This window comes from Pseudomonas sp. H3_E07 (genome assembly GCF_054668895.1).
In genome coordinates, this window is the sequence record NZ_CP162795.1 from 2,939,500 (window position 1) to 2,962,197 (window position 22,698).

Here is a 22,698-nt window from a genome sequence, read left to right on the forward strand (position 1 = left end):
GTGTCTCCCTATGAAACGTCCAAGTGGTCGCGCTGCCGATCAGCTCCGCTCGATCCGCATCACCCGCAACTACACCAAACACGCCGAGGGGTCTGTACTGGTCGAGTTTGGCGATACCAAGGTCATCTGCACCGTCAGCGTTGAAAACGGCGTGCCGCGCTTCCTTAAAGGCCAGGGCCAGGGTTGGCTGACCGCCGAGTACGGCATGCTGCCGCGCGCCACCGGCGAGCGTAACCAGCGTGAGGCCAGCCGTGGCAAGCAGGGCGGTCGTACCCTGGAAATCCAGCGCCTGATCGGCCGCTCCCTGCGCGCAGCCCTGGACATGTCCAAGCTGGGCGACGTGACCCTGTACGTCGACTGCGACGTGATCCAGGCCGACGGCGGCACCCGTACCGCGTCCATCACCGGCGCCATGGTGGCCCTGGTTGACGCACTGAAAGTGATCAAGAAGCGCGGCGGCCTGAAGGCGGGCGACCCGCTCAAGCAAATGATCGCCGCTGTGTCGGTAGGCATGTATCAGGGCGAGCCCGTGCTGGACCTGGACTACCTGGAAGACTCGGCCGCCGAAACCGACCTGAACGTGGTCATGACCAGCACCGGTGGTTTCATCGAAGTGCAGGGCACCGCCGAAGGCGCGCCATTCCAGCCGGCCGACCTGAATGCCATGCTGGCCCTGGCCCAGAAAGGCATGACCGAAATCTTCGAGTTGCAGAACGCCGCCCTGGCTGACTGAGCCCGCCTCAAGGAGAAACGCCATGAATGACAACAGCCAAGTGCCGGTGCCGACGCCTTCCTACGAAGTGCGCCAGGGGGCAATGTTGTGCCATCTCGCGGCGTTTCTGGGGTTTGTGTTCCCCTTCGGCAGTGTCGTGGGGCCATTGATCCTTTGGCAGATGAAGAAGGAAAAGGATGCGTTCATTGATGATCAAGGCAAGGAAGCCTTGAACTTCCAGATCACCGTGGCCATCGCCTGGATGGCTTGCATCGTGCTGGCCTTCGCGGTGGTTGGGTTTTTCCTGATGTTTGCCCTGGCGGTCGCCACGATCGTGCTGACCATCATCGGCAGCATCAAGGCCAACAAAGGGATTCCCTATCGCTACCCGTTGACCTGGCGTGTGATCAAATAATGAGCGCCCACAAAAAAACCGACAGCGATGTCGGTTTTTTTGTGGCTGGAAAAAGACCTCAGATGGTCAGTGTCCAGTCGTAGTCCACGATCAGCGGCGCATGCTGCGAGAAGCGTGGCTGGCGTGGCAGGCGTGCACTGCGGACGAACCGGCGCAGACCTGGGGTCAGCAACTGGTAGTCGAAACGCCAGCCCAGGTTGAGCATCTCAGCCTGTTCGTTATCCGGCCACCAGCTGTACTGGTCGCCTTCGCGGCTGACTTCGCGCAGGGCATCCACATAGCCCATGTTGCCGACAATCTCGTCCATCCAGGCACGTTCCGGCGCCAGGAAGCCCGGGGATTGCTGGCTGTCGCGCCAGTTCTTGATATCCAGCTTCTGTTGCGCCACGTACAGCGAGCCACAATAAATGTACTCGCGACGCTTGCGTCGCTGTTTATCCAGGTAACGGGCGAAATCGTCCATTAGCTTGAACTTCTGGTTCAAGTCTTCATCGCCGTTCTGCCCCGAAGGGAGCAGCAAGGTCGCGATGCTGACCTTGTCGAAATCGGCTTGCAGGTAGCGCCCGTAGCGGTCGGCTGTCTCGAAGCCGAGGCCGCTGATGACCGCCTTGGGTTGCAACCGCGAATACAAAGCCACGCCACCTTGGGTGGGCACTTCGGCATCGCAGGCATAAAGGAAGTAGCCATCCAGTTGGAAGGCTGGGTCGTCCAGTTCAAAGGCGGAGGCGCGGGTATCCTGCAGGCAGATGACGTCGGCATTCTGGGCTTGCAGCCAACTGAGCAAACCACGCTCGACTGCAGCCTGAATACCATTAACGTTCACACTGATGATCCGCATAAATGGCCCCAAAAATCGCGTGCGTGTATGATACACGCCGTCTACCTAATTAGCTAAATCCGTGGTATCTGAGGCTTTTTTCATGCAGGCGTATCAACGCGATTTCATTCGTTTTGCCATCGATCGCGGGGTTTTGCGCTTCGGTGAGTTCACCCTCAAGTCCGGGCGCACCAGCCCGTACTTCTTCAATGCGGGCTTGTTCAACTCGGGTTCGGCCCTGGCTCAGTTGGGGCGTTTCTACGCGGCAGCCATTGTTGAAAGCGGTATTTCCTTCGACGTGCTGTTTGGCCCGGCCTACAAGGGTATCCCCCTGGCAGCTGCAACGGCCGTGGCCCTGGCGGAACATCATGGGCGCGATCTGCCGTGGTGCTTCAACCGCAAGGAAGCCAAGGCTCATGGCGAAGGCGGCAGCCTGGTGGGTGCGCCGCTGACCGGCGATGTATTGATCATCGATGACGTGATCACGGCCGGTACGGCTATCCGTGAAGTGATGCAGATCATCGCGTCCCAGGACGGCGCCAAGGCCGCCGGTGTGCTGATCGCGCTGAACCGCCAGGAGCGTGGCAACGGTGAGTTGTCGGCGATCCAGGAAGTGGAGCGTGATTTTGGCATTCCCGTGGTGAGCATCGTGTCGTTGAACCAGGTGTTGCAGTTCCTGGAGGATGATCCGCAGCTCAAGCAGCACCTGCCGGCGGTGCGTGCGTACCGCGAGCAATTCGGCGTCTGACACAGTAAAACCTGTGGAGTGGGCTTGCGTGGGAGCGGGCTTGCTCGCGAAGGCGGTCTTTCAGTGATACAGGTGCTGACTGATCCACCGCTTTCGCGAGCAAGCCCGCTCCCACAGGGGATCTCCGCACTGCTGCAAAATCAGCGTCCATAAAAAAGCCCCGCTCAATCGGATTGAGCGGGGCTTTTTAGTTTTTGGCGTTTAAGGACGCTTGCGGTTACTGATCAGCGTGCCCATGCCGGTATCCGTGAAGATCTCCAGCAGTACCGCATTCGGTACCCGGCCATCGATGATCAGCGAGCTGCCGACGCCGCCTTGCACCGCTTCCAGCGCGCAACGGATCTTCGGCAGCATGCCGCCGTAGATGGTGCCGTCGGCGATCAGGTCGTCCACCTGTTGGGTGGTCAGGCCGGTCAGCACTTTGCCTTGCTTGTCCATCAGGCCGGCGATGTTGGTCAGCAGCATCAGCTTTTCAGCTTTCAGTGCTTCGGCCACCTTGCCGGCCACCAGGTCGGCGTTGATGTTGTAGGACTCGCCATTGGCACCCACACCGATCGGCGCGATCACCGGAATGAAGTCGCCCTTGACCAGCAGGTTCAGCAGGTCGGTGTTGATGCCGATCACTTCGCCCACTTGGCCGATGTCGATGATTTCCGGCTGGGTCATTTCCGGCGTCTGACGGGTCACGGTCAGTTTTTTCGCCCGGATCAGCTCCGCGTCCTTGCCGGTCAGGCCGATGGCACTGCCGCCGTGACGGTTGATCAGGTTGACGATGTCCTTGTTGACCTGGCCACCGAGGACCATCTCCACCACGTCCATGGTCTGCGCGTCAGTGACGCGCATGCCATCAATGAAGTGACTCTCGATCGACAAGCGCTTGAGCAGGTCGCCGATTTGCGGGCCGCCACCGTGGACCACCACCGGGTTGATCCCCACGGCTTTCATCAACACGATGTCGCGGGCAAAGCCGGTTTTCAGCTCGTCGCTTTCCATGGCATTGCCGCCGTACTTGATCACCAGCGTCTTGCCGACGTAGCGTCGGATGTACGGCAACGCTTCGGACAGGACCTTGGCAGTGTTGGCAGCGGCTTCGCGTTCGAGGGTCATTCAGGGCTCCGGTAAAAAATCAGAACGGTAATTGGAGATCAGGGGCAACACGTTTCAACTGGGCGTGGAACACGTCCTTGATGCGCTGCAACTCAGCCTCGGTATCCGCCTCGAAACGCAGGACCAGCACCGGTGTGGTGTTGGACGCGCGAACCAGGCCCCAGCCTTTGGCGTAATCGACTCGCACACCATCAATGGTGGTCAGGTTGGCGCCTTCGCCCCATTGCGCATCGTGCAGTGCGTCAATGATGCTGAATTTGCTCTCCTCGGTCACATGGATATTGATCTCTGGCGTAGAAATATCGTTCGGGAAGGTCTGGAACAGCTCTTCGGCGGTGGATTTTTCCTTGCTGAGGATCTCCAGCAGGCGTGCGGCGCTGTAAATACCGTCATCAAAGCCGAACCAGCGCTCCTTGAAGAACACGTGGCCGCTCATTTCGCCGGCCAACAGCGCGCCGGTTTCCTTCATTTTCTTTTTGATCAACGAGTGACCGGTCTTCCACATTAGCGGGCGGCCGCCATATTCCTTGATCAGCGGAGTGAGGCGGCGGGTGCACTTCACGTCAAAGATGATCTCGGCGTTGGCGTTGCGCGCTACCACATCGCGGGCAAACAGCATCAGCAGGCGATCCGGGAATACGATTTCGCCGGTTTCAGTCACCACGCCCACACGGTCGCCGTCACCGTCAAAGGCCAGGCCGACGTCAGCCCCGGTTTCCTTGACCTTGGCGATCAGGTCCACCAGGTTTTCAGGCTTGCCTGGGTCCGGGTGGTGGTTGGGGAAGTTGCCGTCGACCTCGCAGAACAACGGGATCACTTCGCAGTTCAGCGCTTCGAGCAGCTGCGGGGCGATCACGCCGGCCGCGCCATTACCGCAATCCACCACCACTTTGAGGCGGCGCGCGAGTTTGACGTCACGGGTGATTTCATCAGAGTAGCGTTGCAGGATGTCAACTTTGGTGACGGTGCCCCTGCCGCTGGTCAGGTCGTTGTTTTTCAGGCGGTCGTGCAGCGCCTGGATCTGTTCGTTGGCCAGGGTGTCGCCAGCGATGACGATCTTGAAGCCGTTGTAGTCCGACGGGTTATGGCTGCCGGTGAGCATCACTCCGGATTTGCCGGCCAGTACGTTGGCTGCGTAGTACAGCGCAGGTGTTGGCACCAGGCCAACGTCACTCACATGGCAACCGCTGTCGGCCAGGCCCTGGATCAGTTGCTCCACCAGTTCCGGGCCGGACAGGCGACCGTCACGGCCGACCGAAACATTAGGCTCATCCTGGGCCAGGCTCTGGGAGCCGATGGCGCGGCCAATCCAGTAGGCGGTTTCGGCTGTCAGGGTCTTGGGCACCACGCCACGAATGTCATAGGCGCGAAAGATGCTGTCGGGGAATGTCGGGACTACTCGGGCTGCGGTACTCATCGCGGGGGGGAACTCCATCTGAAGGGGGCAAGGCTGGCCTTAATGTGGCTGACCGGCAGGCTCAAACTGAAGGGTATGACGGTGTTTTCGGCAGAGAGTTCGTGGTGCAAAAATGCCATCGGAGCGCTGGTTTCGTCTGGATTGTCGCGTAATTCGTTGATTTCTATGGAGAAATCTCGCTGATAAGGTCCGCGCATTCTTCGTCCTGAAAAGCCTTGCGGTGGCGTCTGGCCGGGCAATGGCGCCCGGCCAGATTCAGCTTAGTCAGTGACTTCCGGAATGCCCAAAACCGCCTGCGCCGCGTTGGGTTTCATCGAACTCCTCGACCAGCTCGAAGTGCGCCTGCACCACCGGCACCAGTACCAACTGGGCAATGCGCTCGCCGACGGCGATGTTGAACGCGGTCTGGCCACGGTTCCAGCACGACACCATCAGCTCGCCCTGGTAGTCCGAGTCGATCAGGCCCACCAGGTTGCCCAGTACGATGCCGTGTTTGTGGCCCAGGCCGGAGCGGGGCAGGATCAGCGCCGCCAGGCCAGGGTCGCCGACGTAGATCGACAGGCCGGTGGGAATCAGGAGGGTCTGGCCCGGCTCAAGGACGGTGTCCTCCTTGAGCATGGCGCGCAGGTCGAGGCCGGCGGAGCCTGGAGTGGCGTAGGCCGGCAGTGGGAATTCGTTACCGATGCGTGGGTCGAGGATCTTGGCTTGCAAAGCGTGCATGGACATTAAACCTGGTTCAGCCGTTGGGCGATAAAAGAGATCAGTTGGCGGGCAATCTTGCCCTTGCTGGTCTGGGCGAAAACGGTGGCGTGCAACTCGCGGTCGATCACGCTGATGGCATTTTCCTCGCTGTTGAAGCCGATGCTCGGGTTGGCGACATCGTTGGCAACGATCAGATCGAGGTTTTTGTCTTTCAATTTGCGTGCTGCGTAGTCCAGCAGGTGTTCGGTCTCGGCGGCAAAGCCGACACTGAACGGACGGTCCGCACGGGTGGCGATGGTCGCCAGGATGTCCGGGTTGCGCACCATTTGCAGGAGCAGGCCGTCACCGCTTGTAGGGTCTTTCTTCAGTTTTTGCGGGGCGACGACTTCCGGGCGGTAGTCCGCCACCGCCGCCGAGGCGATGAACAGGTCGCACGGAATGGCTGCCTCACAGGCCGCCAGCATGTCGCGGGCGCTGACTACGTCGATTCGCGTGACCCGGTCAGGGGTTGGCAAATGCACCGGGCCGGTGATCAAAGTGACGCGTGCGCCTGCCTCGACCGCCGCTTCAGCCAAGGCAAAGCCCATTTTTCCTGAGCTATGGTTGGTGATGTAGCGCACCGGGTCGATGTTTTCCTGGGTCGGCCCTGCCGTGATCAGTACGTGCTTGCCGGTCAGGGCCAGGTGCTGGAAACACTCGGCGGCGCACAGCGCCAGGTCGGTTGCTTCAAGCATGCGGCCCATGCCGACGTCGCCACAGGCCTGGCTGCCGGAGGCCGGGCCGAACACTTTGAGGCCACGGCTTTGCAGGAGTTGAGTGTTGGCCAGGGTGGCCGGGTCGCGCCACATGGCCTGGTTCATGGCCGGGGCGATGGCGACGGTGGCGTCGGTGGCCAGTACCAGGGTGGTCAGCAGGTCATCGGCGATGCCCTGGGCCAGGCGTGCGATCAGGTCGGCGGTGGCCGGCGCGATCAGCACTAGGTCGGCCCATTTGGCCAGCTCGATATGGCCCATGGCGGCTTCAGCTGCCGGGTCGAGCAGGTCCAGGTGAACCGGGTGGCCGGACAGCGCTTGCATGGTCAGTGGGGTAATGAACTCACTGCCACCGCGGGTCATGACCACGCGCACTTCGGCGCCTTGGTCCAGGAGCCTGCGAACCAGTTCTGCGCTCTTGTAGGCGGCAATGCCGCCGCCAACGCCGAGAACGATGCGTTTCCGATACAGACGCTGCATTGGTTTGCCTTTCCAGTTCAGTGATGCCAGTTCAGTGACGCCTGCGATGCCCCCTCCCCAGGGGAAATCACATGCAAAAAAGAGGGCCTACGATAACACAGCGTCCGCGAGGCAACAGCGGCGTACGCGCAGGGAGGTGGGATGAGTATTCGTGATTGGCCGGTGGCAGAACGGCCCCGGGAAAAGCTTTTGGAGTGGGGCGCGGCGAGTCTGTCGGATGCCGAACTGTTGGCGATCTTCCTGCGTACCGGGGTTTCCGGCAGGAGCGCGGTGGATCTGGCGCGCCATCTGTTGGCGCAATTCGGTGGCTTGCGCCCACTGCTGGAGGCCAGCCAGACGTTGTTCAACCAGCAACTGGGCCTGGGGCCGGCGAAGTTTGCCCAGTTGCAGGCGGTGCTTGAAATGGCCAAGCGGCACATGGCCGAGCGCCTGCGAAGCGAATCGGTGCTGGAAAGCCCCGTGGCCGTGCGGGACTACCTGAAGGCCATGCTGCGCCATGAGCCTCATGAGATCTTCGGCTGCCTGTTCCTTGATTCAAGGCACAGGGTGCTGGGCTTCGAGGCGTTGTCCCAAGGCACCATCGACGCGGCGATGGTGTATCCCCGGCAGGTGGTCAAGCGCGCTTTGGCCTACAACGCGGCGGCGTTGATCCTGTGCCATAACCATCCTTCCGGCAGCCTTGAGCCGAGCGCAGCTGATCGAAAATTGACCAGGTTGCTGCAGAAAGCCCTGGAAGTGGTGGATGTGCGGGTGCTGGATCACATCATCGTGGGGGATGGCGATCCGTTGTCGATGGCGGAATATGGGTGGATTTAGCCCGCCCCATCGGGACGGGCCTGGTGCTCAGGGCTTGACGCTGACGTTCGAGAAATCCTGGCGACCGAACGGACTCACCTGGTAGCCCTCAACATTCTTGCGAGCCAGGGCAAACGCCGTCGGGTGCGCGAGCGGCAACCACAGCGCCTGTTGCTGGATCTGCGCCTGGGCCTGCTGGTACAGCTTACTGCGTACGCCTTGCTCGCTGGTGGTCTTGCCGGCGCTGATCAGTTTGTCCAGCGCAGGGTCGCAGTAGCGCGCGAAGTTAGTGCCGGATTTTACCGCTGCGCAGGAAAACTGCGGGGTCAGGAAGTTATCCGGGTCGCCGTTGTCGCCGGCCCAGCCCATGAACAGCAGGTCGTGTTCGCCGGCCTTGGCGCGACGAATCAGCTCGCCCCATTCGATCACGCGGATCTCGGCCTGGATGCCGACCTTGGCCAGGTCAGCCTGCAGCAGCTGTGCGCCAAGGTTTGGGTTGGGGTTCAGCAGGCTACCGGTAGGGCGGGTCCAGATGGTGGTCTTGAAACCGTCCTTGAGCCCGGCGCGGTCCAGCAGTGCCTTGGCTTTGGCGAGGTCCTGTGGATAACCGGGCAGATCCTTGGCGTAGCTCCAGGTGTTGGGCGGGTAGGGGCCGTTGGCGGCTTCGGCGGTGCCTTCAAATACGGCCTTGAGGTAGCTGCCCTTGTCGAACGCCAGGTTGATCGCCTGGCGCACTTCTGGCTTGTCGAGAGGCGGGTGCTGGCTGTTGATGGCCAAGAAGGCGGTCATGAAGGCCGCCGTTTTCTCCACCTTGAGCGCCGGGTCTTTTTCGGCTTCGCCCACATCCAGCGGCTTGGGTGACAGGGCGATCTGGCATTCGTCGCGATGCAGTTTCTGCAGGCGCACATTGGCGTCCGGGGTGATGGCGAAGATCAAGTTATCCACAGGCGGTTTGCCGGCGAAGTAGTTCGGGTTGGCCTTGTAGCGCACCACGGCATCTTTCTGGAAGCGGCTGAAGATGAACGGCCCGGTGCCGATCGGCTGGCTGTTGAGCTTCTCCGGCGTGCCGGCCTTGAGCAGTTTGTCGGCGTATTCCGCCGGGTAGATCGAGGCAAAGCCCATGCTCAGGGCGGCGAGGAAGGTGGAGTCGGCGTGATCCAAAGTGAAGCGCACGGTCAGCGGGTCGAGGGCGTCGATTTTCTTGACCAGCGTCGGCAGTTGCAGCGACTGCGCGTGGGGGAAGCCGCTCTGGGCGATCTTGTGCCATGGGTTCGCGGGGTCGAGCATGCGCTCGAAGCTGAAGCGCACATCTTCGGCGGTCAGGGTGCGGCTTGGTGTGAAGTACTCGGTGCGATGGAATTTCACATCCGGGTGCAGCTTGAAGGTATAGGTCAGGCCATCCGGCGAAACTTCCCAGCTGTCCGCCAGGCTGGGCACCAGTTTGCCGCTCGCCGCATCGTAGTCCACCAGGCGGTTCATCAGCACGTCGGCCGAGGCGTTGGTGGTGGTCAGCGAGTTGTATTGCACCACATCGAACCCTTCGGGGCTGGCCTCGGTGCAGACGCTCAAGTTGCTGGCGGCAGAGGCCAGCGGCGCGATAAAGAGAGGGGCGAGCAATAGCGGTAGGGCAGCGAGGCGCATGTTCGGTTTCCTTTGCAGATCGAAGGCCCATCTGCGAGTGCAGTCTGGAAAAGTCCTACCGTAGTGGTCTGATTGGTAAATGACTAGCCCATTTTTGCCTGTGCTTTTGCCCCAAATACTGTTTTGATGGCACCTCAGCGCGTTTTGTCGTGCACTTCACCGTGCCCGCGAGCGCTGTAAATCATTCTGTGCGACGAGCGGTCGGCTGTGACAGCGGCCCCTCCTGGCAACGGTTCAGGCGTCTGCCGCCAAGATTTACGCCAGTAAAAACACTCGGGCTGTTGTTGCACTGGGGTCTTTCTGGTATAAAGCAGCGCTCTTTTCTAGGGGCCCGGTTCCTTCGCTTGTAGGTGTAGCCGGTAAGACCCTAAAGAAACGCGGCGCCTGGCGCCAAATGACTGAGAGATTAAGCGGCCAACCCATGCCGGGTTGGGCATGTGGTTTTAGAGGGCTGAGGCATGTCGAGAGTCTGTCAAGTTACCGGTAAGGGTCCGGTGACTGGGAATAACATTTCCCACGCAAATAACAAAACCCGTCGTCGTTTCCTGCCGAACCTGCAGCATCACCGCTTCTGGGTTGAAGAAGAGAAACGTTTCGTCCGTCTGCGCGTATCTGCTAAAGGCATGCGCATCATCGACAAGCGTGGCATCACTGTCGTGCTGGCTGAATTGCGCCGCGCTGGCACAATCTAAGGAGCTATATCATGCGTGAATTGATTCGAATGATCTCTAGCGCCGGTACTGGTCACTTCTACACTACCGACAAGAACAAGCGTACTACCCCGGACAAGCTCGAAAAGAAAATGTTCGACCCGCGCGTTCGCAAGCACGTGATCTACAAAGAAGGCAAAATCAAGTAATTGATTTTCCTCCTTGTGAAAAAAAGCCCGTATCTCACGATTCGGGCTTTTTTTTGCCTGCGATTTGCCGGTCAGGCTTTCTGTTCGAACACCACGTAGATCTTGCGGCAAGGCTCCAGCACTTCCCAGGTACCGCTGAAGCCGGCGGGGATCACGAAACGGTCGCCGGCGCGCAAGGTCTTGGCATTGCCGTCGGCATCACGTAGCACGGACACGCCCTGCACAATCTCGCAGTATTCGTGTTCGGTGTAGTTGACCTTCCACTGCCCGACTTCACCTTCCCACACGCCGGCACTCATCTGTCCGCACGGGCTGTTGTAGTGGTTATAGATCGTTTGCTCGGGATCGCCCTTGAGGATTTTTTCGGCAGCGGGGCGGTAGCGTTCTGGGGCGGTGCTGGCTTGGCTGAAGTCGACGATGTCCTGGATGCTCATGTGCGTGTCCCGTCTGGCCTGCGGTTGGAGAACCCAAAGTCTATGTTTATTAAAATGAACATCGCAAGGGCGTTTGCCGGGGTTATGTCAAATATATTGAAACATCCCCAGCCGCTGGTTTAGGGTGGCAGCTGCCTTGAGCCGAACAGCAGGCTGGCCGGGCAAGAATTCTTTGAGGCTGCCGGGGGACACCGCCCGGCCCTTGTATTCAATAAGAGGAGGACACTCGCATGACCACCCTGACCCGTGCCGACTGGGAACAACGCGCCAAGGATCTGAAGATCGAGGGCCGTGCCTATATCAATGGCGAGTACACCGCCGCCGTATCCGGTGACACCTTCGAATGTATCAGCCCGGTCGATGGCCGCCTGCTGGCCACTGTTGCCAGCTGTGACGCGGCCGACGCCCAGCGCGCCGTGGAAAACGCCCGCGCCACTTTCAATTCCGGTGTGTGGTCGCGCCTGGCGCCGGCCAAACGCAAGTCCGCCATGCTCCGTTTCGCCGCGTTGCTCAAGGCCAATGCCGAAGAGCTGGCGCTGCTCGAAACCCTGGACATGGGCAAGCCGATCAGCGACTCCCTGAACATCGACGTACCCGGAGCGGCCAATGCCCTGAGCTGGAGCGGAGAGGCCATCGACAAGATCTACGACGAAGTCGCCGCGACCCCACACGACCAATTGGGCCTCGTGACCCGCGAACCCGTTGGCGTGGTTGGCGCCATCGTGCCGTGGAACTTCCCGTTGATGATGGCCTGCTGGAAACTCGGCCCGTCGCTGTCCACTGGTAACTCGGTGATCCTCAAGCCGTCCGAAAAATCCCCGCTGACGGCCATCCGTATCGCGGCCCTGGCCGTTGAAGCCGGTATTCCAAAAGGCGTGTTCAACGTGCTGCCGGGCTACGGTCACACCGTCGGCAACGCGCTGGCGCTGCACATGGACGTCGACACCCTGGTGTTCACCGGTTCCACCAAGATCGCCAAGCAACTGTTGATCCGCTCCGGTGAATCGAACATGAAGCGTGTGTGGCTGGAAGCTGGCGGCAAGAGCCCGAACATCGTGTTTGCCGACGCGCCTGACCTGCAAGCCGCCGCCGAATCCGCCGCCGGTGCCATTGCCTTCAACCAGGGCGAGGTCTGCACCGCAGGTTCCCGCCTGCTGGTGGAACGCTCCATCAAGGATAAATTCCTGCCATTGGTGATCGAGGCCCTCAAGGGCTGGAAGCCCGGCAACCCACTGGACCCGGCAACCAATGTGGGCGCGCTGGTGGACACCCAGCAAATGAACACCGTGCTCTCGTACATCGAAGCCGGCCATGCCGATGGCGCCAAGTTGGTCGCCGGTGGCAAGCGCACCCTGGAAGAAACCGGTGGCACTTATGTCGAACCGACGATTTTCGATGGTGTGACCAACGCCATGAAGATTGCCAAGGAAGAGATTTTTGGCCCCGTCCTGTCGGTGATCACCTTCGACAGCGCCGAAGAAGCTGTCGCCATCGCCAACGACACCATCTACGGCCTGGCCGCAGCCGTGTGGACAGCCGATATCTCCAAGGCGCACCTCACCGCCAAGGCCCTGCGCGCCGGTAGTGTGTGGGTCAACCAGTATGACGGCGGCGACATGACCGCGCCGTTCGGTGGCTTCAAGCAATCGGGCAACGGTCGCGACAAGTCGTTGCATGCGTTCGACAAGTACACCGAGCTGAAGGCGACCTGGATCAAGCTCTAAGCAACACCGCAGTCCAAATGTGGGAGCGGGCTTGCTCGCGAAAGCGGTATGACAGTCGACATCAATGTTGAATGTGCAACCGTTTTCGCGAGCAAGCCCGCTCCCACACTGTTTTGCATGACCTCAAGAATTATCCACAGGAGCGTGGAAATGCGTTGGGCGACTTATTTCGCAGTCCTGGCTTCGGTGCTCAGTGTCGGCCTGGCCCTGGGCGTCAGCATGCCGCTGGTGTCCCTGCGCCTCGAAAGCTGGGGCTACGGCAGTTTCGCAATCGGCGTGATGGCAGCGATGCCGGCCTTTGGCGTACTGCTGGGCGCGAAGGTCTCCAGTCGCATGGCCTCATGGTTCGGCACCGCCAACCTCATGCGCCTGTGCCTGTGGGCGGGCGCGCTGTCCATCGGCTTGCTGGCGATCCTGCCCAGCTACCCGGTGTGGTTGGTATTGCGCCTGATGATCGGCGTGATCCTGACCATCGTATTCATCTTGGGCGAAAGCTGGATCAACCAGTTGGTGGTGGAGCAGTGGCGCGGACGGCTGGTGGCGCTGTATGGCTGCAGCTATGCCTTGAGCCAGCTGTCGGGTCCGTTGCTGCTGGGCCTGATCGGCACAGGCCATGACTACGGCTTCTGGGTCGGCGTGGGCTTGTTGGTAGTGGCGCCATTCCTGTTGCTGGGCCGCTCCGGCGCGCCCACCGCCGAGTCCTTCAGCGTGACCTTCGCCGACCTCTGGCGCTTCTGCCTGAGCCTGCCCGCGATTGCCTGGGCGGTGGCGTTGTTCGCCGCGTTCGAGGCGATGATTCTGACGCTGTTGCCGGTGTATTGCCTGCAGCAGGGCTTCACCGCCGAGATGGCCCTGGCCATGGTCAGCACCGTAGTGGTCGGCGATGCGCTGCTGCAATTGCCTATTGGCGCATTGGCCGACTACCTGCCGCGACGTACGCTGTTCCTGAGTTGTGCGGTGCTGTTACTGGTGTCGAGCCTGGCGATTCCACTGCTGATGCACACGCCGCTGATCTGGCCGGTCTGGGTGGTGTTCGGCGCGAGTGCCGGAGGGTTGTTCACCCTGTCGTTGATCCTGATCGGCGAGCGCTACCGTGACGATGCACTGGTACGCGCCAATGCCCATGTGGCGCAGTTGTGGGGGATCGGTTGCCTGATCGGTCCGCTGGTGGCCGGCGCTGGCAGCCAGTGGATCAGCGGGCATGCGTTGCCGTTGCTGATGGCGGCCGGTGCGCTGGGCCTGGTGCTGTTGTTGCTGCGCCAAGGCGCATTCGGAGCGGCACAACCGGTGTAGGAGCGAGTTTGCTCGCGAAGAACTCAAGGACGCCGCGTTAAACCAGGCGGCACGCGTTATCGTTAACGTTTTTCGCGAGCAAGCTCGCTCCTACAGCAAGCGTTCCAGGCCTACTGAGGTGGCAAACCAGGCATTGAACCGTCGCCACCAACTGCCAGGCTCGCGGGTCAAGGTGTGCAGTTGGCCGTTATCTTCGGTCACCCACACGACTTGGCCGTCCTGCAGCTTCGCCTCGTAGCTCAAGGGCGGCGCCATGCCTTGCAGCGCCAGGTTGCGCACATGTTCTGCCAGCTCAGGGCTGTCGACCAGCACACCCACTTCGGTATTCCACAGCACCGAGCGCGGGTCGAAGTTGAATGAACCAATAAACGACTTCTCGCGATCAAAGATCATCGCCTTGCTGTGCAGGCTCGAATCGGAGCCCCTGAAGGTGCCTCGGCGAAACAGGTGTGGGCCGCTGCCGCCACTGGGGTCGCCCGGTTGGCGGCGCAGCTCGTAGAGTTTCACGCCGTGCTCCAGCAGCGCCTTGCGATAGGGCGCATAACCGCCGTGCACGGCAGGCACGTCGGTGGCTTCCAGGGAGTTGGTCAGCAGGCTCACCGACACACCGGCATCGGCGCGCCCGGTCAGGTACACCAGGCCGGGTTGCCCTGGCACGAAATACGCCGAGATCATTATCAGCTCATGATTGACCCCTTCCAGCTCCGGTGCCAGTTGGGTGGTGAGCAACAACCGAGGATCCGGGTCGGCCTTGGCCAGCACCTTGCTCGGCGCGTCCCACAATGCCTGGTTCCAGGCCCAGATCAGCTCGCGGCGCCAGGTGTCCATGCGCGGTTGGGTCTGGTAGGTGCGCAAGCGGTTGTACAACGCGTGGTTCTGCTGGCGCGATTCGGCCAGGGACGCTTCCAGGCGCACACGCGCGGCGGCCAGGTCGCTTTTGGAGGGCATATTGGCGACAAAGTCATCGATCGGCTTGCTCAGGGCGCTGTTCCAGTATTGGTCGAAACTATGACCAAGCTGCTCGGCGACGGGCCCCACGCTGAGCATGTCGATATCGGTGAAGTTCAGGTTGGGCTCAGCGTCGAAATACTCATCCCCCAGATTGCGTCCGCCGACGATCGCCACGCTGTTGTCCGCCAGCCACAGCTTGTTGTGCATGCGCCGATGCTGCAGCGACAGGTTGAACAGCCGTCCCATGGCCCGTGTGGCACCCGTGCTGCGGCCCAGGTGCAAGGGGTTGAACAGGCGGATCTCGATCTTGGGATGGGCGGCGAGGGTGGCGATGATCTGGTCGAGGCCGTCGCTGGTGGTGTCGTCCAGCAGGATGCGCACGCGCACGCCACGGTCAGCAGCCTTGAGCAGTTCGTCCACCAACATGCGCGTACTGATGCCGTCATGCACAATGTAGTACTGCAGATCGAGGCTGATCTGGGCGTTGCGGATCAGTTCGGCGCGGGCCATGAAAGCCTCGCTGCTATTGGGCAGCAGGCGAAAGCCGGAGCGGCCTTGATACGGCGCCGCCTGCGCTTGGATCGAGCGGCCGAACGATGATTGTGCGGCGGGCAGGGCGTCGCTGGGGATGCGCGGTGTGCTCACCGTTGCGCAGCCGCCCAGGGCCAGGGCTCCCAGCAGGAAAAACGGTAATAGCCGTTGAATCATCAAGGGAGTTGCTTCCAGATCAGGGCGGTTGTCGGCATGTGACGGCAAATTCCTGCAAAAGGTCAGTCAGCCGCCTCGGCCAGCATCTTGATTGCGGCAGCACCCACCTTGCGTACGGCTTCTTCAATCTGCGGCGTTGGCTTGGCAGCGTAGTTCATGCGCAGGCAGTTCCGGTATTTGCCCGACGCCGAAAAGATGCTGCCGACGGCCACCTGCACGCCTTGCTCTACCAACACACGGTTGAGCTTGAGCGTATCAAAGCCTTCCGGCAGCTCGATCCAGAGCATGAAACTACCCTGGGGCCTGCTGGCGCGGGTGCCGGTAGGGAAGTAGCGGCTGACCCAGTCGATCATCAAGTCACGATTACGCTGGTATTGGGTACGCATCCGCCGCAAATGCGGTTCGAAGTGACCACCTTTCAGGAATTCGGCAATCGCGATCTGCGGTTGCGTTGCGGTGCAGCCGGTGCTGATGTATTTCATGTGCAGCACCCGTTCCAGGTATCGGCCCGGTGCGACCCAACCGATGCGCAAACCCGGCGCCAGGGTTTTCGAGAATGAACTGCACAGCAATACACGGCCGTCTTCGTCGAAGGACTTGATGGTGCGCGGACGCGGGTAGCTGTAGGCCAGCTCGCCATACACATCGTCTTCGATGATCGCCACGTCAAAGCGCTGCGCCAGGGTCAGCAGCGCCTTTTTGCGCGCCTCGGGCATGATGTAGCCCAAGGGGTTGTTGCAGTTGGGGGTCAGCTGGATGACCTTGATCGGCCACTGTTCCAGCGCCAATTCCAGGGCTTCAAGGCTGATGCCGGTGATCGGGTCGGTGGGGATTTCCAGGGCTTTCATGCCCAGGCCCTTGAGGGTCTGCATGGCGCCGTGAAAGCTCGGCGAATCCACCGCGACAATGTCGCCTGGCTCGCAGATCGCATGGATGCTGGCGGACAGTGCCTCATGGCAACCGGTGGTGATCACGATGTCCTCGGCCGTCAGCTGGCAGCCGGAATCCAAGGAGAGACGGGCGATTTGCTCGCGCAATTCCACACAGCCGAGGATGTTGTCGTAATACAGGCCCGGTAGATCCTGGCGGCGACTCACGCGGGCCAGGCTGCGCAGCAGGGGCTTGATGGTCGGCGACAATACATCCGGCATGCCTCGGCCCATCTGTATGACATCCTTGCGCGGAACTGCGCGAATCAACTCCAGTACCTGATCCCACTGGGAGATTTCCACGGGCCGCTGTGCCGGACGGCCAACCTCGGGCAGGGCCGGCAGCTCGCGACTGACCGGCACGAAATAGCCGGATTTTGGCTTGGGCATCGCCAGGCCGTTGTCTTCCAGCAATCGATAGGCCTGCTGCACGGTGCTCAGGCTGACCCCATGTTCCACGCTCAAGGCCCGTACAGAAGGCAAACGATCACCAGGGCGATAGAAGCCCTGTTCGATGCGGGTGCCCAGCAACTCGGCGAGGTTCATGTACAGGGTCATGGCGTTTGCTCCCGATAAACCATTACAGATAGGCAGAAAATACAGGATTCAGCCAACCATAGGCAGTATCTGTATGTATTTAATAAAGGTGGGTTGAATCTGTAATGGTTTCTGCCGTACGCCCATGCTTGTCACTCAAGGCAACAATGCAAATGAGGGGCAGCAAAATGAACGGCATGAGCGATGTGCGGCTGGCGTTACACAGTCAGGAACTGGAGGCAGAGCAGGAGCGGGCTACGGCGCCGCGCGACATCGGCCGCTGGAGTCTGTTCTGGCACCGTCGTCACACGCGCAAGGCTCTGCTGCATCTGACGAGCGAACAGCTGCGCGATGTCGGATTGACCGCCGAACAAGCGCGCCAGGAAGGTCTGAAATCCTTCTGGCGCGATTGAATCACATCCGCTCTTTGAGGCGGTGCCAGAGCATCCCCAATGCCAGCAGCGGCGAGCGCAGGTGCTTGCCGCCGGGGAAGGTGATGTGCGGCACCTGGGCGAACAGGTCAAAGCGCCCCTGTTGCTGGCCACTGATGGCTTCGGCCAGCAACTTGCCCGCCAGGTGGGTGGCGTTGAGGCCATGGCCGGCGTAGGCCTGGGCGTAATACACGTTGGGTTGGTCGGTCAGGCGGCCAATCTGCGGCAAGCGGTTGGCACCGATACCGATCATGCCACCCCATTGATAATCGATTTTCACGTCGGCCAATTGCGGGAACACCTGCAGCATTTTCGGGCGCATGTAGGCGCCGATGTCCTTGGGATCGCGACCGGAGTAATGGCAGGCGCCGCCGAACAGCAGGCGACGGTCGGCGGACAGCCGGAAGTAATCCACCGTGACACGCTGGTCGCACACCGCCATGTTCTGCGGCAGCAAATCGACAGCTTGGGCTTCGCTCAACGGTTCGGTGGCGATAATGTAGCTGCCGGCGGGCAACACTTTGCCGCTCAGGCGTGGGTTGAGGCCATTGAGGTAGGCATTGCAGGCCAGCACCAGGGTTTTGGCGCGTACGTTGCCCTGGGCGGTGTGTACGTTGACTTCGGGGCCGTAGTCGATGCGCGTGACTTCGGACTGCTCGAACAGCTTCACGCCCAGCTGCTGCGCGGCGGCGGCCTCACCAAGGGCCAGGTTCAGCGGGTGCAAGTGGCCGGACCCCATGTCAATCATGCCGCCTACATAACGGTCCGAGCCGATCACGCTGCTCATTTGGTCAGCGTGCAGCAGGCGCACTTCATGGCGATAGCCGAGGCCGCGGAGCTCTTCGGCGTCTTCGGCCAGGCCTTGCAGGTCGCGGGACTCGTTGGCCAGGTCGCAGTAGCCCCACGTCAAGTCGCAGGGGATCTGGAAGCGTTCGACGCGCTCACGCACGATCTCCACCGCTTCCAGGCCCATCAGCTTCATCTGGCGCACGCCTTCGGTGCCGATCACGTTGGCGAACTGGTCCAAGCCATGCCCGACGCCACGAATCAATTGGCCGCCGTTGCGTCCGCTGGCGCCCCAGGCGATCTTGCGTGCCTCCAGCAACACCACGCTGAAACCCCGCTCGGCCAGCTCCAGCGCCGTGTTCAGCCCGGAAAAGCCCCCGCCGACCACGCATACATCGGCCGTCATGTCGCCCGTCAACACCGGGTAATCGGGTTGCGCCACACTGCTGGCTGCATAATAGGACGGAGTGTGCCGGGCGCTGGCAGTCATGGGGAGCATCCCTGTTTGGAAAATTTGACGCAGGATACAGCGGTCGGACAAAACTGTCTGCGCAGGGCGTTTTGCGTCAGAATCCACGTCTATTCGCCGTTCGGTATGTGTTTCGATGAGTTGCAACAGTCAGAAAATCAGCGCGCTGCGTCGGCAGATTCCTTCGTTCGAGTGCGTTCCCGGTTGCCACGACTGCTGTGGGCCGGTGACCACCTCGCCGGAGGAAATGTCGCGCCTGCCGCGCAAGACCGCCGCCGAGCAGGACGCGGCCATGGATGAACTGAACTGCGTGCACCTGGGCCCCCACGGCTGCACGGTGTACGACGAGCGACCGTTGATCTGCCGGCTGTTCGGCACGACCAAGACGTTGCCGTGCCCCAACGGGCGCAGGCCGGTGGAGCTGATTCACCCGCGGGTGGAAAAACAGATCCACGAATACATGGCGAGTACCCGGCAGGTACTGGTTTAACTCGGTTACTGTGTTGTGTCAGTCCGGGATCGGAAGGTTCAGGCTCTCCTTCACTTCTTCCATCACGATATAGCTCTTTGACTCCCGCACATGGGGCAACTTGAGCAGGATATCGCCCAGCAGTTTGCGGTACGACGCCATCTCGGAAATTCGCGCCTTCACCAGGTAGTCGAAGTCGCCCGACACCAAGTGGCACTCCAGCACATGGGGCAGTTTCAACACGGCGCGGCGGAACTCCTCAAAGGTGTCGCCGGACTTGTAATCGAGGCTGATCTCGACAAATACCAGCAAACTGCCTTTCAAATGCTGCGGGTTGAGCCGCGCGTTGTAGCCCATGATGATCCCTTCACGCTCTAGCCGGCGCACGCGCTCGGTACAGGGCGTGGTCGACAGCCCGACCTTTTCCCCCAGCTCCGTAAACGAAATACGCCCGTCGGTTTGCAGGATGCGCAGGATGTTGCGGTCGATCTTGTCCAGCTCCCGCTTGGTCTGGGTGTTGGTACGCATAGGGGATACGCCTCTGTGAAAAGGGTTTTTGCCGAGAATTGTCGCCAAATATAGGCAGTTATATAGTGAAATGCACTGGCAATTGTTTTTTACACTGCGCTCATCATTGCTCGAATAACACACGTCAGCGGCCATGCCCGCGATGAGGATATAAAAATGCGCGTTCTGGTCTTGGGTAGCGGCGTCATTGGTGTGACCAGTGCCTACTATTTGGCGCGGGCCGGCTTTGAAGTGGTTGTCGTCGACCGTCAGCCTGCTGCTGCCATGGAAACCAGTTTCGCCAACGCCGGCCAGGTGTCGCCAGGCTATGCATCGCCCTGGGCCGCACCGGGTGTGCCACTCAAGGCCATCAAGTGGCTGCTGCAACGCCACGCGCCGCTGGCGATCAAGGCCACCGCCGATATCGACCAATACCTGTGGATGGCGCAGATGCTGCGCAACTGCACCGCGAGCCGTTATGCGGTGAACAAGGAGCGCATGGTGCGCCTGTCCGAGTACAGCCGCGACTGCCTCGACGAACTGCGCGCGGAAACCGGCATTGCCTACGAAGGCCGTAGCCTGGGGACTACCCAACTGTTCCGCACCCAGGCGCAGCTGGATGGCGCAGCCAAGGACATCGCCGTGTTGAAAGAGTCCGGCGTGCCGTTCGAAGTGCTCGACCGCGCCGGCATTGCCCGCGTCGAGCCGGCCCTGGCGAGCGTCACCGATATCCTCGCCGGCGCCTTGCGCCTGCCTAACGACCAGACCGGTGACTGCCAGATGTTCACCACCCGCCTGGTCGACATGTGCAAGCAGCTCGGCGTGGAATTCCGCTTCGAGCAAGACATCCAGCGCCTCGATTACGCCGGTGACCGTATCAACGGCGTGTGGGTCGACGGCAAGCTGGAAACCGCCGACCGCTACGTGCTGGCCCTCGGCAGCTACTCGCCGAAATTGCTCAAGCCGCTGGGGATCAAGGCGCCGGTGTACCCGCTCAAGGGCTACTCGCTGACCGTGCCGATCACCAACCCGGCGATGGCGCCGACTTCGACCATTCTCGACGAGACCTACAAGGTCGCGATCACCCGTTTCGACAACCGCATCCGCGTCGGCGGCATGGCTGAAATAGCCGGTTTTGACCTGTCGCTTAACCCGCGTCGGCGCGAAACCCTGGAGATGATCGTCAACGACCTTTATCCTCAGGGCGGCGATTTGACCGAAGCCACGTTCTGGACCGGCCTGCGCCCGACCACCCCCGACGGCACGCCGATTGTCGGTGCTACCCCGTTCAAGAACCTGTTCCTGAATACCGGCCACGGCACCCTCGGTTGGACCATGGCTTGTGGCTCCGGTCGCTTGCTGGCCGACCTGATGGCCAAGAAAACGCCGCAGATCAGTGCGGAAGGCCTCGATATTTCCCGTTACGGCAACCACCAGGAGTCCGCACAACATGTCAATCCAGCGCCAGCTCACCAATGAGCGCATGAGCCAGATCGTTGTCCACAACGGTACCGTGTACCTGGCCGGGCAAGTCGGCGACGACATGAATGCCGGAATTGAACAGCAGACCCGTGAAACCCTGGTCAACATCGAGCGTTTGCTGGACCTGGCCGGCACTGACAAGACCAAGTTGCTGTCGGTGACGATCTACCTGAAAGACATCGACGCGGATTTCGCCGGCATGAACGCGGTATGGGACAAGTGGCTGCCCAAAGGTGTTGCGCCGGCCCGTGCCACGGTTGAAGCCAAGCTGTGCGAACCGGAAATCCTGGTAGAGCTGTCCGTCGTGGCTGCCCTGCCTTAAACAACGATCCCTCTCCCGGTGCCGAGGTTGCCTGTCGGTGCCGGTTTTTCTTCACTCTGCCGCCTAGAAGTCTGCCGCCATGCGTCCTGCCCGTGCCCTGATTGACCTCCAAGCCCTGCGCCACAACTACCAATTGGCCCGTGAAGTCACGGGGGCCAAGGCCCTTGCCGTGATCAAGGCCGATGCCTACGGACATGGCGCCGTGCGTGTGGCCCAGGCGTTGCAAGCCGAGGCCGATGGGTTCGCCGTCGCCTGTATCGAAGAGGCGTTGGAGCTGCGCGCGGCCGGGATTCGTGCGCCGGTGCTGCTGCTGGAAGGTTTCTTCGAGGCTGATGAGCTGCCCCTGATCATCGAGCATGATTTCTGGTGCGTGGTGCATTCGCTGTGGCAGTTGGAGGCCATCGAACAGGCCAAGCTGAGCAAACCGCTGACTATCTGGCTCAAGCTCGATTCCGGCATGCACCGTGTTGGCTTGCACCCCAAGGATTATCACGAGGCTTATCAGCGCTTGCTGGCCAGCGGCAAGGTGGCCAAGATCGTACTGATGAGCCACTTTGCCCGCGCCGATGAACTCGACTGCGTACGCAGTGATGAACAGGTGGCGGTGTTTGACGCGGCGCGCCAGGGCTTGTCGGCCGAGGTGAGCCTGCGCAACTCGCCATCGGTGATAGGCTGGCCGAATGTGTCCAGCGATTGGGTCCGTCCCGGCATCATGCTCTACGGTGCGACGCCTTTTGGCGAAGACCAGGCCATAGCCTCGCGCTTGCAGCCAGTAATGACCCTGGAGTCCAAGGTTATCTGCGTACGTGAGCTGCCGGCCGGGGAGCCGGTGGGCTACGGCGCCAAGTTCATTACGCCGAAACCCATGCGTATCGGCGTGGTTGCCATGGGATATGCCGATGGCTATCCGCGCCACGCGCCGACCGGTACGCCGGTACTGGTGGCCGGGCAGCGCAGCCAGTTGCTGGGCCGTGTGTCCATGGACATGCTGTGCATCGACCTGACTGACCTGCCTCAGGCCGGGCTCGGTTCCACGGTGGAGTTGTGGGGCAAAAACATCCTGGCCAGTGATGTGGCGGTCGCCGCCGAGACCATTCCTTACCAACTGTTCTGCAACCTGCGCCGCGTGCCAAGGCTCTATTCCGAGGCTTGACCGCCAGTCACGAACACAAGCGCCCGGGATTTAGGCCCAAGTGTTGTAAATACTGAAC

The 22,698-nt window shown here is 61.1% G+C and carries 23 protein-coding genes and 1 pseudogene; 13 read left to right on the top strand and 11 right to left on the bottom strand.

Annotated elements, in window-relative coordinates; translation table 11 throughout:
* Positions 1-10 precede the first annotated feature (10 nt).
* Together rph and AB4O08_RS13270 are read left to right on the top strand one after the other, a co-directional pair.
* On the top strand, positions 11-733 hold the full coding sequence (gene rph / locus AB4O08_RS13265) for a ribonuclease PH (RefSeq protein WP_010207511.1): 723 nt from the start codon (positions 11-13) through the stop codon (positions 731-733).
* 22 nt (positions 734-755) lie between these two features.
* On the top strand, positions 756-1,127 hold the full coding sequence (locus AB4O08_RS13270) for a DUF4870 domain-containing protein (RefSeq protein ID WP_044288063.1): 372 nt from the start codon (positions 756-758) through the stop codon (positions 1,125-1,127).
* A gap of 58 nt (positions 1,128-1,185) precedes the next feature.
* Here the strand turns inward: AB4O08_RS13270 and AB4O08_RS13275 are convergent, their stop codons facing one another.
* Positions 1,186-1,965, bottom strand: coding sequence for an exodeoxyribonuclease III (locus AB4O08_RS13275; RefSeq protein WP_003195493.1), 780 nt, complete (start codon positions 1,963-1,965; stop codon positions 1,186-1,188).
* Between the two features lie 82 nt (positions 1,966-2,047).
* Between AB4O08_RS13275 and pyrE the strand changes: the two genes are divergently transcribed.
* Positions 2,048-2,692: an orotate phosphoribosyltransferase gene (gene pyrE, locus AB4O08_RS13280; RefSeq protein ID WP_021492595.1), complete on the top strand. Its 645-nt coding sequence runs from the start codon at positions 2,048-2,050 to the stop codon at positions 2,690-2,692.
* 201 nt (positions 2,693-2,893) lie between these two features.
* Here the strand turns inward: pyrE and argB are convergent, their stop codons facing one another.
* From argB to coaBC, 4 genes and pseudogenes are all read right to left on the bottom strand, one after another.
* Positions 2,894-3,799 (bottom strand): acetylglutamate kinase, encoded by a 906-nt coding sequence (argB, locus tag AB4O08_RS13285; RefSeq protein ID WP_010207505.1) that lies wholly within the window; start codon positions 3,797-3,799, stop codon positions 2,894-2,896.
* Between the two features lie 19 nt (positions 3,800-3,818).
* Positions 3,819-5,240: pseudogene (locus AB4O08_RS13290) on the bottom strand (phosphomannomutase/phosphoglucomutase); the annotation flags it as partial.
* A gap of 240 nt (positions 5,241-5,480) precedes the next feature.
* Positions 5,481-5,936 (bottom strand): dUTP diphosphatase, encoded by a 456-nt coding sequence (dut, locus tag AB4O08_RS13295; protein ID WP_010207501.1) that lies wholly within the window; start codon positions 5,934-5,936, stop codon positions 5,481-5,483.
* A 5-nt stretch (positions 5,937-5,941) separates the two neighbouring features.
* Complete coding sequence (gene coaBC / locus AB4O08_RS13300; protein ID WP_106119382.1) at positions 5,942-7,150, bottom strand: bifunctional phosphopantothenoylcysteine decarboxylase/phosphopantothenate--cysteine ligase CoaBC; 1,209 nt, start codon at positions 7,148-7,150, stop codon at positions 5,942-5,944.
* A 141-nt stretch (positions 7,151-7,291) separates the two neighbouring features.
* On the opposite strand from coaBC, the gene radC reads away from it, so the two are divergent.
* Positions 7,292-7,966, top strand: a complete 675-nt coding sequence (radC, locus tag AB4O08_RS13305; protein WP_010207497.1) for a RadC family protein — start codon at positions 7,292-7,294, stop codon at positions 7,964-7,966.
* Between the two features lie 27 nt (positions 7,967-7,993).
* Here radC and AB4O08_RS13310 read toward each other — a convergent pair whose 3' ends face one another.
* Positions 7,994-9,586, bottom strand: coding sequence for an ABC transporter substrate-binding protein (locus tag AB4O08_RS13310; RefSeq protein ID WP_042570938.1), 1,593 nt, complete (start codon positions 9,584-9,586; stop codon positions 7,994-7,996).
* Positions 9,587-10,044: 458 nt separating this feature from the next.
* Between AB4O08_RS13310 and rpmB the strand changes: the two genes are divergently transcribed.
* Positions 10,045-10,278, top strand: coding sequence for a 50S ribosomal protein L28 (gene rpmB / locus AB4O08_RS13315; RefSeq protein WP_010207494.1), 234 nt, complete (start codon positions 10,045-10,047; stop codon positions 10,276-10,278).
* 11 nt (positions 10,279-10,289) lie between these two features.
* Complete coding sequence (gene rpmG / locus AB4O08_RS13320) at positions 10,290-10,445, top strand: 50S ribosomal protein L33 (RefSeq protein ID WP_003176906.1); 156 nt, start codon at positions 10,290-10,292, stop codon at positions 10,443-10,445.
* Between the two features lie 71 nt (positions 10,446-10,516).
* On the opposite strand, the gene AB4O08_RS13325 is transcribed toward rpmG, so the two are convergent.
* A complete protein-coding gene (locus AB4O08_RS13325) occupies positions 10,517-10,879 on the bottom strand; it encodes a cupin domain-containing protein (protein ID WP_010207492.1) in 363 nt (120 codons plus the stop codon).
* A 230-nt stretch (positions 10,880-11,109) separates the two neighbouring features.
* On the opposite strand from AB4O08_RS13325, the gene AB4O08_RS13330 reads away from it, so the two are divergent.
* Positions 11,110-12,603, top strand: coding sequence for an aldehyde dehydrogenase (locus tag AB4O08_RS13330; RefSeq protein ID WP_021492598.1), 1,494 nt, complete (start codon positions 11,110-11,112; stop codon positions 12,601-12,603).
* A gap of 150 nt (positions 12,604-12,753) precedes the next feature.
* Positions 12,754-13,896, top strand: a complete 1,143-nt coding sequence (locus AB4O08_RS13335) for an MFS transporter (protein WP_460114176.1) — start codon at positions 12,754-12,756, stop codon at positions 13,894-13,896.
* A 90-nt stretch (positions 13,897-13,986) separates the two neighbouring features.
* On the opposite strand, the gene AB4O08_RS13340 is transcribed toward AB4O08_RS13335, so the two are convergent.
* Entirely contained in the window at positions 13,987-15,555 is a 1,569-nt protein-coding gene (locus AB4O08_RS13340; protein ID WP_031291069.1) for a phospholipase D family protein, read from the bottom strand.
* A gap of 62 nt (positions 15,556-15,617) precedes the next feature.
* Entirely contained in the window at positions 15,618-17,042 is a 1,425-nt protein-coding gene (locus tag AB4O08_RS13345; protein WP_010207488.1) for an aminotransferase-like domain-containing protein, read from the bottom strand.
* A gap of 167 nt (positions 17,043-17,209) precedes the next feature.
* On the opposite strand from AB4O08_RS13345, the gene AB4O08_RS13350 reads away from it, so the two are divergent.
* Entirely contained in the window at positions 17,210-17,434 is a 225-nt protein-coding gene (locus AB4O08_RS13350; RefSeq protein ID WP_010207487.1) for a DUF1127 domain-containing protein, read from the top strand.
* A gap of 1 nt (position 17,435) precedes the next feature.
* On the opposite strand, the gene AB4O08_RS13355 is transcribed toward AB4O08_RS13350, so the two are convergent.
* Positions 17,436-18,728, bottom strand: coding sequence for an NAD(P)/FAD-dependent oxidoreductase (locus AB4O08_RS13355; RefSeq protein ID WP_460114177.1), 1,293 nt, complete (start codon positions 18,726-18,728; stop codon positions 17,436-17,438).
* A gap of 115 nt (positions 18,729-18,843) precedes the next feature.
* On the opposite strand from AB4O08_RS13355, the gene AB4O08_RS13360 reads away from it, so the two are divergent.
* Positions 18,844-19,197 (top strand): YkgJ family cysteine cluster protein, encoded by a 354-nt coding sequence (locus AB4O08_RS13360; RefSeq protein ID WP_010207483.1) that lies wholly within the window; start codon positions 18,844-18,846, stop codon positions 19,195-19,197.
* A gap of 18 nt (positions 19,198-19,215) precedes the next feature.
* Here AB4O08_RS13360 and AB4O08_RS13365 read toward each other — a convergent pair whose 3' ends face one another.
* Positions 19,216-19,704 (bottom strand): Lrp/AsnC ligand binding domain-containing protein, encoded by a 489-nt coding sequence (locus AB4O08_RS13365; RefSeq protein ID WP_003176896.1) that lies wholly within the window; start codon positions 19,702-19,704, stop codon positions 19,216-19,218.
* 156 nt (positions 19,705-19,860) lie between these two features.
* Here AB4O08_RS13365 and dadA point away from each other — a divergent pair, with 156 nt between their 5' ends.
* The 3 genes from dadA to alr all read left to right on the top strand — a co-directional run bounded on the left by dadA (position 19,861) and on the right by alr (position 22,640).
* On the top strand, positions 19,861-21,162 hold the full coding sequence (gene dadA, locus AB4O08_RS13370; protein ID WP_010207481.1) for a D-amino acid dehydrogenase: 1,302 nt from the start codon (positions 19,861-19,863) through the stop codon (positions 21,160-21,162).
* Entirely contained in the window at positions 21,134-21,487 is a 354-nt protein-coding gene (locus AB4O08_RS13375; protein ID WP_460114178.1) for a RidA family protein, read from the top strand. Before dadA ends, AB4O08_RS13375 begins: the two co-directional genes overlap by 29 nt.
* Before the next feature lie 79 nt (positions 21,488-21,566).
* A complete protein-coding gene (gene alr / locus AB4O08_RS13380) occupies positions 21,567-22,640 on the top strand; it encodes an alanine racemase (RefSeq protein ID WP_010207477.1) in 1,074 nt (357 codons plus the stop codon).
* Positions 22,641-22,698 lie beyond the last annotated feature (58 nt).